Source organism: Streptomyces cyaneus (genome assembly GCF_004028635.1).
Lineage (GTDB): Bacteria > Actinomycetota > Actinomycetes > Streptomycetales > Streptomycetaceae > Streptomyces > Streptomyces cyaneus.
This window is the reverse complement of record NZ_RQJW01000006.1, coordinates 208,139-222,515: the sequence shown is the minus strand read 5'-3', so window position 1 is coordinate 222,515 and position 14,377 is coordinate 208,139. Positions and strand designations below refer to the sequence as shown.

Annotated in this window: 13 protein-coding genes and 1 tRNA gene; 2 read left to right on the top strand and 12 right to left on the bottom strand. The window is 67.5% G+C overall.

Features of this window, described 5'->3' with window-relative positions; translation table 11 throughout:
• Positions 1–43: 43 nt before the first annotated feature.
• From rpoB to EHO50_RS23105, 11 genes are all read right to left on the bottom strand, one after another.
• Positions 44–3,529, bottom strand: coding sequence for a DNA-directed RNA polymerase subunit beta (gene rpoB, locus EHO50_RS23160; protein WP_128433109.1), 3,486 nt, complete (start codon positions 3,527–3,529; stop codon positions 44–46).
• 580 nt (positions 3,530–4,109) lie between these two features.
• On the bottom strand, positions 4,110–4,499 hold the full coding sequence (gene rplL / locus EHO50_RS23150) for a 50S ribosomal protein L7/L12 (RefSeq protein ID WP_003992329.1): 390 nt from the start codon (positions 4,497–4,499) through the stop codon (positions 4,110–4,112).
• A 114-nt stretch (positions 4,500–4,613) separates the two neighbouring features.
• On the bottom strand, positions 4,614–5,144 hold the full coding sequence (rplJ, locus tag EHO50_RS23145; protein ID WP_030046352.1) for a 50S ribosomal protein L10: 531 nt from the start codon (positions 5,142–5,144) through the stop codon (positions 4,614–4,616).
• 290 nt (positions 5,145–5,434) lie between these two features.
• Positions 5,435–6,292, bottom strand: coding sequence for an SCO4651 family lipoprotein (locus EHO50_RS23140; RefSeq protein WP_128433108.1), 858 nt, complete (start codon positions 6,290–6,292; stop codon positions 5,435–5,437).
• A 111-nt stretch (positions 6,293–6,403) separates the two neighbouring features.
• On the bottom strand, positions 6,404–7,198 hold the full coding sequence (locus EHO50_RS23135; RefSeq protein ID WP_128433107.1) for an SCO4651 family lipoprotein: 795 nt from the start codon (positions 7,196–7,198) through the stop codon (positions 6,404–6,406).
• A 130-nt stretch (positions 7,199–7,328) separates the two neighbouring features.
• Positions 7,329–8,054 (bottom strand): 50S ribosomal protein L1, encoded by a 726-nt coding sequence (rplA, locus tag EHO50_RS23130; protein ID WP_128433106.1) that lies wholly within the window; start codon positions 8,052–8,054, stop codon positions 7,329–7,331.
• Positions 8,055–8,133: 79 nt separating this feature from the next.
• A complete protein-coding gene (rplK, locus tag EHO50_RS23125; RefSeq protein ID WP_028805116.1) occupies positions 8,134–8,568 on the bottom strand; it encodes a 50S ribosomal protein L11 in 435 nt (144 codons plus the stop codon).
• A gap of 236 nt (positions 8,569–8,804) precedes the next feature.
• Positions 8,805–9,344: a hypothetical protein gene (locus EHO50_RS23120; RefSeq protein ID WP_128433105.1), complete on the bottom strand. Its 540-nt coding sequence runs from the start codon at positions 9,342–9,344 to the stop codon at positions 8,805–8,807.
• Between the two features lie 286 nt (positions 9,345–9,630).
• A complete protein-coding gene (nusG, locus tag EHO50_RS23115; protein ID WP_128433104.1) occupies positions 9,631–10,488 on the bottom strand; it encodes a transcription termination/antitermination protein NusG in 858 nt (285 codons plus the stop codon).
• Between the two features lie 80 nt (positions 10,489–10,568).
• On the bottom strand, positions 10,569–10,856 hold the full coding sequence (gene secE / locus EHO50_RS23110; RefSeq protein WP_128433103.1) for a preprotein translocase subunit SecE: 288 nt from the start codon (positions 10,854–10,856) through the stop codon (positions 10,569–10,571).
• Positions 10,857–10,964: 108 nt separating this feature from the next.
• A tRNA-Trp gene (locus EHO50_RS23105) sits at positions 10,965–11,037 on the bottom strand.
• A gap of 284 nt (positions 11,038–11,321) precedes the next feature.
• Between EHO50_RS23105 and EHO50_RS23100 the strand changes: the two genes are divergently transcribed.
• Together EHO50_RS23100 and EHO50_RS23095 are read left to right on the top strand one after the other, a co-directional pair.
• Positions 11,322–12,548, top strand: a complete 1,227-nt coding sequence (locus tag EHO50_RS23100; protein WP_031477886.1) for a pyridoxal phosphate-dependent aminotransferase — start codon at positions 11,322–11,324, stop codon at positions 12,546–12,548.
• Positions 12,549–12,682: 134 nt separating this feature from the next.
• Positions 12,683–13,723, top strand: coding sequence for an adenosine deaminase (locus tag EHO50_RS23095; protein WP_128433099.1), 1,041 nt, complete (start codon positions 12,683–12,685; stop codon positions 13,721–13,723).
• A gap of 39 nt (positions 13,724–13,762) precedes the next feature.
• Here EHO50_RS23095 and EHO50_RS23090 read toward each other — a convergent pair whose 3' ends face one another.
• A complete protein-coding gene (locus EHO50_RS23090) occupies positions 13,763–14,359 on the bottom strand; it encodes a TetR/AcrR family transcriptional regulator (protein ID WP_128433096.1) in 597 nt (198 codons plus the stop codon).
• Positions 14,360–14,377: the final 18 nt, after the last annotated feature.

Here is a 14,377-nt window from a genome sequence, read left to right as displayed (position 1 = left end):
GGGTCGGCGGGGCCCTGTGGGTGAGGGCCCCGCCGGACTCCCGTCAGACCTCTTCGACGCTGCTCGGCTCGCGCCGGGACAGGTCGATGCCGAGCTCCTCCGCAGCGCGGAAGACGTCCTCGTCGGTGTCACGCATCTCGATGGACATACCGTCGCTGGACAGCACCTCCACGTTCAGGCAGAGCGACTGCATCTCCTTGATGAGCACCTTGAAGGACTCGGGGATGCCGGGCTCGGGGATGTTCTCGCCCTTGACGATGGCCTCGTAGACCTTCACGCGGCCGGTGACGTCGTCGGACTTGATGGTCAGCAGCTCCTGGAGGGCGTACGCGGCGCCGTAAGCCTCCAGCGCCCACACCTCCATCTCACCGAAGCGCTGGCCACCGAACTGGGCCTTACCACCCAGCGGCTGCTGGGTGATCATGCTGTACGGGCCGGTCGAACGGGCGTGCAGCTTGTCGTCGACCAGGTGGTGCAGCTTCAGGATGTACATGTAGCCGACCGAGATCGGGTCCGGGAACGGCTCACCGCTACGGCCGTCGAACAGCCGCGCCTTACCGGTCGGGAGCACCATGCGCTCGCCGTCGCGGTTCGGGATGGTGTGCTGCAGCAGACCCGCGAGCTCGTCCTCGCGCGCACCGTCGAAGACGGGGGTCGCGACGTTCGTGCCCGGGTCGACCTGGTCGGCGCCGATCGCCTGGAGGCGCTGCGCCCACTCGTCCGCGAGGCCGGAGACGTCCCAACCGCGGCTGGCGAGCCAGCCGAGGTGGATCTCCAGGACCTGTCCCGGGTTCATTCGGGACGGCACACCCAGCGGGTTCAGGATGATGTCGACCGGAGTTCCGTCCTCGAGGAACGGCATGTCCTCGATGGGAAGGATCTTCGAGATGACACCCTTGTTGCCGTGCCGGCCGGCGAGCTTGTCACCGTCGGTGATCTTGCGCTTCTGCGCCACGTACACGCGCACCAGCTGGTTCACACCGGGGGGAAGCTCGTCGCCCTCCTCGCGGTCGAAGACGCGGACGCCGATGACCTTGCCGGTCTCGCCGTGCGGCACCTTCAGCGAGGTGTCACGGACCTCACGGGCCTTCTCACCGAAGATCGCGCGCAGCAGGCGCTCCTCCGGCGTCAGCTCGGTCTCACCCTTCGGGGTCACCTTGCCGACGAGGATGTCGCCGGCGATGACCTCGGCACCGATGCGGATGATGCCGCGCTCGTCGAGGTCGGCGAGGACCTCCTCGGAGACGTTCGGGATGTCCCGGGTGATCTCCTCGGGGCCGAGCTTGGTGTCACGGGCGTCGACCTCGTGCTCCTCGATGTGGATCGAGGAGAGGACGTCGTCCTGCACGAGGCGCTGCGACAGGATGATCGCGTCCTCGTAGTTGTGACCCTCCCACGGCATGAACGCCACGAGCAGGTTCTTGCCCAGCGCCATCTCACCCTGCTGGGTGGCCGGACCGTCGGCGAGGACCTGGCCCTCGATGATCCGGTCGCCCTCGTGGACGATGACCTTCTGGTTGACCGAGGTGCCCTGGTTGGAGCGGGCGAACTTGGCCAGGCGGTACGTGATGTACGTGCCGTCGTCGTTGGCGGTGGTGATGTAGTCCGCGGAGACCTCCTGGACCACACCCGCCTTCTCGGCCTTGACCACGTCGCCGGCGTCGACCGCGGAGCGGTACTCCATGCCGGTGCCGACGAGCGGAGCCTCGGACTTAATCAGCGGCACGGCCTGACGCATCATGTTCGCGCCCATGAGGGCACGGTTGGCGTCGTCGTGCTCGAGGAACGGGATCATGGCGGTCGCGACCGACACCATCTGGCGCGGCGAGACGTCCATGTAGTCCACGTCGTCACCGGCGACGTAGTCGACCTCGCCACCACGGCGGCGGACGAGCACGCGGTTCTCGGCGAAGCGCATGTCGTCGTTGAGCGTGGCGTTGGCCTGCGCGATGACGAAGCGGTCCTCTTCGTCGGCCGTCAGGTAGTCGACCTCGTCGGTGACGACACCGCCGGTGACCTTGCGGTACGGCGTCTCCACGAAACCGAACGCGTTGACGCGGCCGTAGGAGGCGAGCGAACCGATCAGACCGATGTTCGGGCCTTCGGGAGTCTCGATCGGGCACATACGGCCGTAGTGAGACGGGTGCACGTCACGGACCTCGAAGCCGGCCCGCTCACGGGAGAGACCACCCGGGCCAAGAGCCGACAGGCGGCGCTTGTGGGTGAGACCCGACAGCGGGTTGTTCTGGTCCATGAACTGCGACAGCTGGCTGGTGCCGAAGAACTCCTTGATGGAGGCGACGACCGGCCGGATGTTGATCAGGGTCTGCGGCGTGATCGCCTCGACGTCCTGGGTCGTCATGCGCTCACGGACGACGCGCTCCATACGAGCCAGACCGGTACGGACCTGGTTCTGGATGAGCTCGCCGACGCTGCGCAGACGACGGTTGCCGAAGTGGTCGATGTCGTCGGTCTCGACGACGATCGTCTGGCCGTTGTCGGCGGCCGTCTCGGTCTCGCCCGCGTGCAGCTTGACCAGGTACTTGATCGTCGAGATGACGTCCTCGACGGTCAGGACGCCCGCGTCGAGCGGAGCCTCCGCACCCAGCTTCTTGTTGACCTTGTAGCGGCCGACCTTGGCGAGGTCGTAGCGCTTGGGGTTGAAGTAGAGGTTCTCGAGCAGCGTCTGCGCGGCCTCACGCGTGGGGGGCTCGCCCGGACGCAGCTTGCGGTAGATGTCGAGCAGCGCGTCGTCCTGGCCCTGGGTGTGGTCCTTCTCCAGGGTGGCGCGCATGGACTCGTACTCGCCGAACTCCTCGAGGATCTGCTCGGTCGTCCAGCCGAGAGCCTTGAGCAGAACGGTCACGGACTGCTTGCGCTTGCGGTCGATGCGGACACCGACCATGTCGCGCTTGTCGATCTCCATCTCCAGCCAGGCACCCCGGGAAGGGATGATCTTGGCCGAGAAGATGTCCTTGTCGGACGTCTTGTCGATGGAGGAGTCGAAGTAGACACCGGGCGAACGGACCAGCTGCGACACCACGACACGCTCGGTGCCGTTGATGACGAAGGTGCCCTTGTTCGTCATGAGCGGGAAGTCGCCCATGAAGACCGTCTGGGACTTGATCTCGCCGGTCTCGTTGTTGGTGAACTCAGCCGTCACGAAGAGCGGGGCGGCGTACGTGAAGTCGCGCTCCTTGCACTCGTCGATGCTGTTCTTCGGCGGCTCGAAACGGTGGTCGCGGAACGTCAGCGACATCGACCCGGAGAAGTCCTCGATCGGAGAGATCTCCTCGAAGATCTCCTCCAGACCGGACTTGGTGGGGACGTCCTGACCGGACTCCAGAGCCGCCTCGACCCGACTCTGCCAGGCGGTGTTCCCGAGCAGCCAGTCAAAGCTCTCGGTCTGCAGCGCGAGCAGGTTGGGAACCTCGAGGGGCTCCTTGATCTTTGCAAAGGAGATGCGCAGCGGGGCGGTGCTGGCGCCGTTGTTCGTATTCGCGGTCGAGGCAGTGCGCGAGGCGGCCAAGAGGGGGTCCTTCCGAGGGCTCGGACTCACTACGCGCGTACCGGCCCCTCACCGGGGCACAGAGACAGGTGTTCCTTCTCCGACCAAAGAATGGCCAGGTCAGGGATGGTCCGGTCATCGGTGCTCAAGCGAGGGCATGCCCCTGGTGACGGGCAGGGGACAGCTAACAGGCAGCGCAAAGGGTCAGTGTAGCCACTTGGCACACTGATGTCCAGTGCGGGTTTTTCGCGACCCTCGTTGTTCTCAACGCCCTCGGCATGCTTGCCCTCAATGCACGTTGATACTGCCCTCTTCGCCGCCGATCCATGCCTCGGATTCGGATCCTTGTGACGACGCGTCCTGAGAATTGCGCGCTGCGTGCGGTTCGTCAAGGCCCCCATGCCCGAACCCAGGGGCTCCCGGAGACACGACGAAGATCACCATACCCCCCGCCGAAGCGGGCGCAAGGTAACCGTGGCCGCGCCCCCAGGAACGCCGAAGAGCGACCACCCGAATGGATGATCGCTCTTCGGTGCGACTGCGTTACAGCCTCAGGAGGCTGGTTTCAGCATGCGCGGCGGTCGCACTCGACCGAAAGGTCTTACTTGACCTCGACGGAGGCGCCGGCGCCCTCGAGGGACTCCTTGGCCTTGTCCGCGGCCTCCTTGTTGACCTTCTCCAGAACCGGCTTCGGCGCACCGTCGACCAGGTCCTTGGCCTCCTTCAGGCCGAGGGAGGTCAGCTCACGCACGACCTTGATGACCTGGATCTTCTTGTCGCCGGCGCCGGTGAGGACGACGTCGAACTCGTCCTTCTCCTCGGCAGCCTCGGCGGCGGCGCCACCAGCGGCACCACCGGCGACGACGACCGGCGCGGCAGCGGCGGCGGTGACGTCGAACTTCTCCTCGAAGGCCTTCACGAACTCGGAGAGCTCGATGAGGGTCATCTCCTCGAACTGCGCGAGCAGGTCTTCCTGGCTGAGCTTCGCCATGATGGCGGTCCTTCCACTAAATCGGCAGGTGCCGGGTGTACTGGGTGAGGCGGGCGTACGTCGGCCCGCTGTGGCCTCCGCGGTCAGGCTGCGGGGGCCAGTGTGCGAGCCGAATTACTCGGCACCGCCCTGCTCGGCCTGCTTGGCGCGAAGAGCGTCCACGGTGCGGACGAGCTTCGACGGCAGCGCCTGGAAGACGGAGGCAGCCTGGGACTGCTTCGCCTTGAAGGCACCGGCCAGCTTGCTGAGCAGAACCTCGCGGGACTCGAGGTCCGCAAGCTTCTTGATCTCGTCGGCGCTCAGCGCCTTACCCTCAAGGACACCGCCCTTGATGACGAGATTCGGGTTGTCCTTGGCGAAGTCACGGAGACCCTTCGCCGACTCCACCGGGTCACCGGTGACGAAGGCGACAGCCGTCGGACCGTTGAACAGGTCGTCCAGCGTCGTGATCCCGGCCTCGTTGGCCGCAATCTTGGTCAGCGTGTTCTTCACCACGGCGTACTGGGCGTTCTCACCGAGCGAACGACGCAGCGTCTTGAGCTGCGCCACGGTGAGACCGCGGTACTCGGTCAGCACGGCAGCGTTGGAGTTGCGGAACTGCTCCGTCAACTCGGCCACTGCGGCAGCCTTGTCGGGCCTCGCCATGAGCCTCGGCCTCCTTCCGGGTGATTCTGACCGCGCGGACCCGAAGGAGGACTGGGGAAAACGAAACGCCCCGGCGCAGGCGCACGGGGCGGACTCGACCGGTCGCACACACGTTGACGTACGCGCTCCGGGAGTTCTTCCACTGTCACCTGCGCGGGTCGCCCGCATTTTCAGCGGATCCTTCGGCCACCGCACCCTCTTATGAGTGCACGGCAACGACCAGCGGTCTTTGGCTTCTGTAGGAGAGTACGGGACTCGGTCGCCGTCAAGCAAATCGGCCCCTACGGCCCTCAGCTCCTGTTCTTCTTCAGCGGCTTGCGCAGGTCCGCCGTGTCGTCGGCGCGGGGTGCCGGAACTGTCACCGGCTTGCCGTAGTCGAGGAAGGTGAAGGTGAGGTCGAGTCGGCCGTGCCGGCCGAAGCCCTGGGTGCGCAGCCGTTTGAACTGGTCGTCGGCGTCGATCCAGACGTCCAGGGTGAGCTCGTCCACGCCCAGCTTCTCGTACTGGTCGAGGCTGTTCTCGCGGCCCTGGCGGGTGGCGTTGTCGTCGATCTTCTTGAGGGAGGCGCGGAGTTCGTCCATGGTGGCCGTCCCCGCGTAGTGCGTGGTGTCGGCGCCGTCCACCTTCTCGGAGCCGATCCTCTTCACGTCCTCGGCGGTGGTCAGGAAGGCGGCTTCACGGGCCGGGTTGCGGCTCACCTGGTCGCGCAGGCCGCCGACGTCCATGCGCAGGCCGCCGTGCGTGGTGAACTCGGCGTTCGGGCCGTAGCTGATCCAGTGCCGGCCGCCCATCTCCTCGACCATGTCGTCGGTCGCGCTGCCGTACAGCACCCGGCCGACCAGGCGCAGCTCGGACTCGCCCTTCTGATCGCCGCTCAGGTTGGCCGTCCTGAGTCTGGCCACCGGCGGTTTCGTACGGACGCTCGCCTCGTCCGCTATCCGCCCCCGCTCCGGGAACCGGCCGGTCACCCGGTAGTGCAGGGAAGTGACGTCTTCGGACTTCTTCACGGCCTGCGCGACGGCATCGGCGGCCGGTGAGTCCGCGGACTGCTCCGCGCCGCCCCCTGACCCGCAACCGGCGAGCAGCAGCGCGGCGAGGCCGGCGCCCGCCACCCGACGCGGCACGAAGGCACGTACGGCAAGGCTCATTGATTCCCCCCAAGGAACACACGGCTGGTGCGTGGTCGGCGCACAGCAAGATCGGGAGCGTAACCCGGCAGACCTTAGACCCTCTTCCGAGTTCCATGCCCCCAGCGGCACTCACGGGCGCTCAGGGGCCTTCAGCAACTCCTTGAAGTCCGCGGTGTCCTTCGCCGGGGGCTTCTCGACCGCGGCCTTCACTCCGTAGTCGCTGTAGTAGGCGGTCTGGGTCAGCTGCCCGGTGGCCGTCCGGCCCTTCTCGACCTTCTTGACCAGCAGGTTCCGCTTGTCGACCCATATGTCGAAGGTCTGCGTGGTGGCGCCCTCACCCTGCACCGTGCCGGCGTAGTGCGTGGTGTGCTCGCCTCTCACCTTCTCCTCGCCGACCTTCTTTACGTCCGTGGAGGACAGCAGCAGCTTCACCGACGTGTGCGGCGCGGTGGCGCGCATCTGGTCCGCGAGCTCCGCTCCGGAGCTGCCGGCGAGGCGCTTCAGGTCGTCGTAGCCGTACTTGATCCAGTGCTTGCCGTCGGCCTTCTCGGCGAACGTGTCGCCCATGCGCGCGTAATAGGCGTCGGGGAGATAGCGAGCCTGCATCGACGTGGTGCCCAGCCGGCGCATGGTCTCGGCCGTCGTGCCGCCGGTGTACGTGATCGTCAGGGTGCCGGTGAGGCCGTCGCCCCAGGCGAGGGTGCCGTCGGCCTTCATGGAGAGCGTCGAGCCCATGGTGGTCGTGGAATGGACGCGGGCGGACTCGGCGGCGTCGGTGGACCGTTCCACGGTGCGCAGGGCGGCCGTCACTGCGCGAGCGGGCTTCTCGCCGGGGCGGTCGGAGGACGTGCAGGCGGCCAGGGCCGTCAGCGCGGTCAGCAGCGCGATCCAGAGGACCGACCGGCCCGCCCTCGTGCTCGTCATTCGTCCCCCCTGTGCCCATCCCGTGAATGCACGTTAACCCAGGGCACTGACAAACGGGCCGGAGAACGGGGACGGGCCCCGCACCCGGGAGGGGTGCGGGGCCCGTCTGAGAGCCTGCTGAGCCGTTGGCTCAGACCGCGGCCGGGTCCTCCTCGACGAGGAGGTTGCGGGTGCGGTTCGGGTCGAGCGGAATGCCGGGGCCGATCGTGGTGCTGATCGCGGCCTTCTTGATGTAGCGACCCTTGGCGGCGGACGGCTTCAGACGGAGGATCTCCTCCAGCGCGGCGCCGTAGTTCTCCACCAGCTTGGTGTCGTCGAACGACACCTTGCCGATGATGAAGTGCAGGTTCGAGTGCTTGTCGACGCGGAACTCGATCTTGCCGCCCTTGATCTCGGTGACGGCCTTGGCCACGTCGGGGGTGACGGTGCCGGTCTTCGGGTTCGGCATCAGACCACGCGGACCGAGCACGCGGCCGAGGCGGCCGACCTTGCCCATGAGGTCCGGGGTGGCGACGACGGCGTCGAAGTCCAGGCGGCCCTTGGAGACCTCGTCGATCAGTTCGTCGGAGCCGACGATGTCGGCGCCCGCGGCTTCCGCGGCCGCAGCACGGTCACCGGTCGCGAAGACCAGGACCCGGGCGGTCTTACCGGTGCCGTGCGGAAGGTTCACGGTGCCACGGACCATCTGGTCGGCCTTACGCGGGTCGACACCCAGGCGGAAGGCGACCTCGACGGTGCCGTCGAACTTGGTCGTGGACGTCTCCTTGGCGAGACGGACGGCCTCGAGCGGGGCGTAGAGCTTCTCCCGGTCGATCTTCGCGTCCGCAGCGCGGAGAGTCTTGCTGCGCTTGCTCACTACTGCTCCTGTTGCTTCTTAGGAGGTGTGGTCCGGGCCGAGCAGGCCCTGCCACTCACTTCTGCTTGGGGGTTGGAGGTCAGCCCTCGACCGTGATGCCCATGGAACGGGCGGTGCCGGCGATGATCTTCGCGGCGGCGTCCAGGTCGTTGGCGTTGAGGTCGGGCATCTTGGTGGTGGCGATCTCGCGGACCTGCGCCTCGGTGATCTTGGCGACCTTGGTCTTGTGCGGCTCGCCGGAGCCCTTCTCCACGCCCGCGGCCTTGAGGATCATCTTGGCGGCCGGCGGCGTCTTGGTGATGAAGGTGAAGGAACGGTCTTCGTAGACCGTGATCTCCACCGGGATGACCCAACCGCGCTGCGACTCGGTCGCGGCGTTGTAGGCCTTGCAGAACTCCATGATGTTGACGCCGTGCTGACCCAGGGCCGGGCCGACCGGCGGAGCCGGGTTGGCCGCACCGGCCTGGATCTGGAGCTTGATAAGCCCCGTGACCTTCTTCTTCTTGGGAGGCATGCTCTCTCCGGGTCCTTAGTGAGAGGTGTTCCGCCGCCATCCTTACCGCTGGACACCTGGAACGGTGAACGTGCGGATCATCCGGATGGAGGCATACCGCACAACGATAACGGGTAACGCGTCAGGGCCAAAACCGGCAGCTCAGGCGACCGGCCGTCCGCGGCCCGGACAGGGCGGACGGGGCCGACAGGGAGAACCCCGGCCGCCGCGCGCCGGCCGGGGTCCGCGAGGGATGGTCAGCAGCGCTTGGCCGTGGTGACCTGGCCCGGCACCGGGTCGCCGGGGGCGCGCAGCGTGCCGATCGCCGCGGTGCACTCCTTCACCGTGTCGGCGGGCAGGGACCAGAATTCCTGGCTGTTGGTGGCGTTCCACCAGTCCTGGCCCACGACCTCGTCACGGGCGTAGCTGTAGACGCCGGTACTGACGTCGTAGTCCTTGATCTTGTCGCGGAAGCTCTGCCAGACCCAGACATAGCCGTAGTTCGCGCTGCACCTGGGCGAGTAGAACTGCTTCACCGAGGCGACGTGCGCGCCGGCCCGGTTGATATAGGCGGTGGCGCCGATCTGGTAGGCGTCCGAACAGACGCCGGCCGCCTGCGCCTTGACGCTGAGCGGGTTGCCCGCCTCGGACGGGGAGGTCGAGCGCGCGGCGGGGTTCGCGGTGGAGTTCTGCTTGTTCGGCGACGGGGCAGGGCCCGTGCCGGCGACCGCGGTGGTCGTCGGCAGCAGGGCGCAGGCGGACGCCGCCGCCACGACCAGGATGGTTCGAGCACGCATGAGGAAGTTCCCCCTACTTCTTGGTGACTGACCCGATGGGTGCGAATGCCGACGCGGGCAGCGATCAGCCCCGGGGCAAACCGCCACCAAGAGCCATAGATCGCCATGAAGAACGCTGTCCGCGCGTTTCGGTCATCAGGTCAGACCGGCGGGCTCGGCGGATGGTTGTGGCGCAGCACACATTTATTCCGGGGCGCGGTCTGCACAGAGACCGACGGAAACGACGAAAGGGCCTCCGATCAGCGAAAACCGCTGATCGGAGGCCCTTCGCGAGAGCTCTGTACCGCTAGTTCTTCTGAATCTGGTCGAAGGAGAGCTCGACCGGCGTCTCGCGACCGAAGATCTCCACCAGACCCTTGACCTTCTTCGAGTCGGCGTTGATCTCGTTGATCGTGGCCTGCAGCGTGGCGAACGGGCCGTCGGTGACGGTGACCGAGTCGCCGACCTCGAAGTCCAGCACCTGGACCTCGACCTTGCGCTGCGGGGCGGGCTTGCCCTCGGCCTCGGCGGCCTCGCGGGCGGCCTTCTCCTCGGCCTCCGGGGCGAGCATCTTGACGATCTCGTCCAGGGTCAGCGGGTACGGGTCGTAGGCGTTGCCCACGAAGCCGGTGACGCCGGGGGTGTTGCGGACGACGCCCCAGGACTCGTTGGTCAGGTCCATGCGGACCAGGACGTAACCCGGCAGCTTGTTCTGCTTGATCGTCTTGCGGTCGCCGTTCTTGATCTGGACGACCTCTTCCTGCGGCACCTCGGCCTGGAAGATGTAGTCCTCGACGTTCAGCGAGACCGCGCGCTGCTCGAGGTTGGTCTTCACGCGGTTCTCGTAACCGGCGTAGGTGTGGATGACGTACCACTCGCCGGGCAGGGTGCGGAGTTCCTCGCGCAGGGCGGCGACGGGGTCGACCGGCTCGGCCGGCTCCTCCTCGACGTCCTCTTCCTCGTCCTCGACGGCCTCGACGTCACCGCCGGACTCGTCCTCGACGTGGAGGGCGGATTCCTCGGCAGGCTCGCCCGCCTCGGCGTCGGCAGCCTCGACCTCGTCCAGGTCCTCGTCAGCGCCCTCGACGATGTCGAGCTCGTCTTCCACGGACTCGACGTCCTGCCCGTGCGGCTCGATGGCGTCGTTCAGGTTCTGGTCAGACACGGTGGCTGCTTCTTCCTGGATACATAGGGGTGGAACATGCGAAAGGGGCGCCGGTAACCGCGGCGCCCTTCGCTCTTGGCTCAGCCGAAGACGTACTTGGCGGCGTGGTCGAGCCCATAGTCAATCACGGTCACCAGACCGATCATGATGACGACGAAGAGGATCACCACAGTGGTGTACGTCGTCAACTGATTGCGCGTCGGCCAGACGACCTTGCGGAGTTCCGCGACGATCTGGCGGTAGAAGAGCGCGAGTCGCTTCAGCGGGCCCTTCTTGGCGCGCTTGCCACCCTTTCGGGTCTTCTTCTTGGACTCCGGCGCCTCGTCCTGGGCATCAGGCATGTCGATGGAGCCCACGGCGTCCGTCACTCGTCCTCACCTGATTCCGGGTCGTGGCCGTGCCGCGCCCGGTCTGAGCCGCACGGCGGTGCATTGCTGTACGTACATGCGCACACATCCTGGCGAAGGTGTGTGTAGCAGGGCCGGAGGGACTTGAACCCCCAACCGCCGGTTTTGGAGACCGGTGCTCTACCAATTGAGCTACGACCCTTTGTGGTGTCCCCCAACGTACCGCATCCGACCGAGTGCTCGGTGTGCACCGTGCGACCGCGGGCTGCTGAAGGCCAACGAGGTGAGAGTGTACGTGGTCCCGGGCGCGTCGTCGAACAGAAAGTGCCCGTGGGGGGCTTGGTCCGCGAAAGATCGGCCGAAGATCACCGGTGGTCGGGCGCAAGATCCGCTGGCCGTGGCCCGGATCCGCACGGTTGTTCAGCTGATGTTCAGTCTGTGAAACCCCCGTGCCGGGCGCGTTTCCTGTCTGAAACGATGGGCCCCATGAGCGCTGCAACCCCTCCCACCGAGCGCCGGGTCTCCGCCCGAGTCGGCGCGATCTCCGAGTCCGCCACCCTCGCCGTGGACGCCAAGGCCAAGGCCCTCAAGGCCGCCGGGCGTCCGGTGATCGGCTTCGGCGCCGGTGAGCCCGACTTCCCGACCCCGGACTACATCGTCGAGGCCGCCATCGAGGCGTGCAAGAACCCGAAGTACCACCGCTACACCCCGGCCGGCGGTCTGCCCGAGCTGAAGGCCGCGATCGCCGCGAAGACGCTGCGCGACTCCGGCTATGAGCCCGACGTCTCGCAGATCCTGGTCACCAACGGCGGCAAGCAGGCCATCTACGAGGCCTTCGCCGCGATCCTCGACCCGGGCGACGAGGTCATCGTGCCGGCCCCCTACTGGACGACGTACCCGGAGTCGATCCGCCTCGCGGGTGGTGTCCCGGTCGAGGTCGTCGCCGACGAGACGACCGGCTACCGCGTCAGCGTGGAGCAGCTGGAGGCGGCGCGCACGGAGAAGACCAAGGTCGTCCTCTTCGTCTCTCCGTCCAACCCGACCGGCGCGGTGTACTCCGAGGCCGAGACCGAGGCGATTGGCCGCTGGGCCGTCGAGCACGGCCTGTGGGTGATGACGGACGAGATCTACGAGCACCTGGTCTACGGCGACGCGGTGTCCGTGTCGCTGCCCGCGGTCCTGCCGGAGCTGCGCGACAAGTGCATCGTGGTCAATGGTGTCGCCAAGACGTACGCCATGACGGGCTGGCGGGTCGGCTGGATCATCGGCCCGAAGGACGTGGTGAAGGCCGCGACCAACCTCCAGTCGCACGCCACGTCGAACGTCTCGAACGTGGCCCAGGTGGCCGCCCTCGCCGCCGTCTCCGGCGACCTGGACGCCGTCGCGAAGATGCGCGAGGCCTTCGACCGCCGCCGCAAGACGATCGTGCGGATGCTCAACGAGATCGACGGCGTGGTCTGCCCGGAGCCCGAGGGCGCCTTCTACGCCTACCCCTCGGTGAAGGCCCTCATCGGCAAGGAGATCCGCGGCAAGCGTCCGCAGGACTCGGTCGAGCTGGCCGCGCTCATCCTGGAGGAGGCCGAGGTCGCGGTGGTTCCGGGCGAGGCCTTCGGCACGCCGGGCTATCTGCGGCTGTCGTACGCGCTCGGTGACGAGGACCTCGTCGAGGGCGTGAGCCGGATCCAGAAGCTCCTGGCGGAGGCCAGGGACTGACGACCTGCTCACGTGGGCAGGTGGCGGGCCGTTCCCTTCGGGGAGCGGCCCGCTTCGTCGTTTGCGCGTGCGAGCAAGACCACGTTCGGGGAAACCGCTACCGGGGCGGGCGGGGCGTACGGCAGGATCCTGGAATGGAGCGTGTACGTGATGTCTCTGAGCTGCCGAAAGCCCATCTGCACCTGCACTTCACCGGCTCGATGCGGCCGGCGACCCTGCTGGAACTGGCCGACAAGTACGGCGTGCGCCTGCCCGAGGCGCTGACCGACGCGCTGACCAGCGGGGAGTCGCCGAAGCTGCGGGCGACGGACGAACGGGGCTGGTTCCGCTTCCAGCGCCTGTACGACTCGGCGCGCTCGTGCCTACGGCAGCCGGAGGACATCCAGCGCCTGGTCAGGGAGGCCGCGGAGGAGGATCTGAAGGACGGTTCCGGCTGGCTGGAGATCCAGGTGGACCCCACGTCGTACGCGCCCCGGCTGGGCGGTCTGATCCCGACTCTGGAGATCATCCTGGACGCCGTGGAGACGGCGTCGCGGGACACGGGTGTCGGGATGCGCGTCCTGGTCGCCGCGAACCGTATGAAGCACCCCCTGGACGCCCGCACGCTGGCGCGGCTCGCGGTGCGCTACGCCGACCAGGGCGTGGTCGGTTTCGGGCTGTCGAACGACGAGCGTCGGGGTATGGCGCGGGACTTCGACCGTGCCTTCCACATCGCCCGCGAGGGCGGCCTGCTGTCCGCCCCGCACGGCGGCGAGCTGACGGGGCCGTCCTCGGTCCGTGACTGCCTGGACGACCTGGACGCGAACCGGATCGGCCACGGGGTGCGGGCGGCCGAGGACCCGCGGCTGCTGAAGCGCCTCGCCGACCGGGGCGTGACCTGCGAGGTGTGCCCCGCGTCGAACGTCGCCCTGGGCGTCTACGAGAAGCCCGAGGACGTCCCGCTGCGGACGCTGTACGAGGCGGGCGTCCCGATGGCCCTCGGCGCCGACGACCCCCTGCTGTTCGGCTCCCGCCTCGCCGCCCAGTACGAGATCGCCCGCCAACACCACGCCTTCACGGACGAGGAGCTTGCGGAACTCGCCCGGCAGTCGGTACGGGCTTCCGCGGCACCGGAGGAGGTGAAGGGGAAGCTGTTGGCGGGGGTGGACGACTGGCTCGCCCAGCCCGCCTCCTGACATCGCCCCGGCGATACCGGATCAGTCGGCGATACCGGATCAGTTGGCGATACCGGCGAGCAGCGTACGGGCCAGCCGGGCGGCGAACTCGTCCACCGGCGGTCGTACCGCCTCCTTCGTCGCGTCATAGGCGAACGCCCGCTGTGCGCAGGCTCCCATCAGCAGCGACGCCGCCGCGAACGTGTCCGTTTGCGTGCTGACCCGCCCCAGCTCCTGCTCGGCCCTCAGGTATGTGTCGAGCTCCTGGATCGGCACGTGCGGCCCCGACCCCATCTGCCGCATGGTGTCGTCGTGCCGCTGCTTGAGCTGGGTCTGTGCGTACAGCGACGCGGCGATCGGGAAGCTCTGTTCGTAGAACAGCGCCGCCTGGCGGGCGATCTCGGTGAGGTTCTCCTCGAGGGAGTGCCGGCCCGGCTCGGCGGCGAGGCTGCTGAGCAGCGGGCGGAGCGGCGGCAGCCGCTCGGTGAGCACCCGGATGAACAGCTCCTCCTTGCTCTCGAAGTGCTTGTACAGCGCCGCCTCGGAACACCCGGCCGCCCGCGCGATCTCCTTGGTCGTGGCCCGCGCCAGCCCGACCGTACGCATCAACTCGTATGCGGCGTCGAGGAGTCGAACCTGGGCCGGCTTGTTCTCCATGGCTTTTCCAATCGCCCT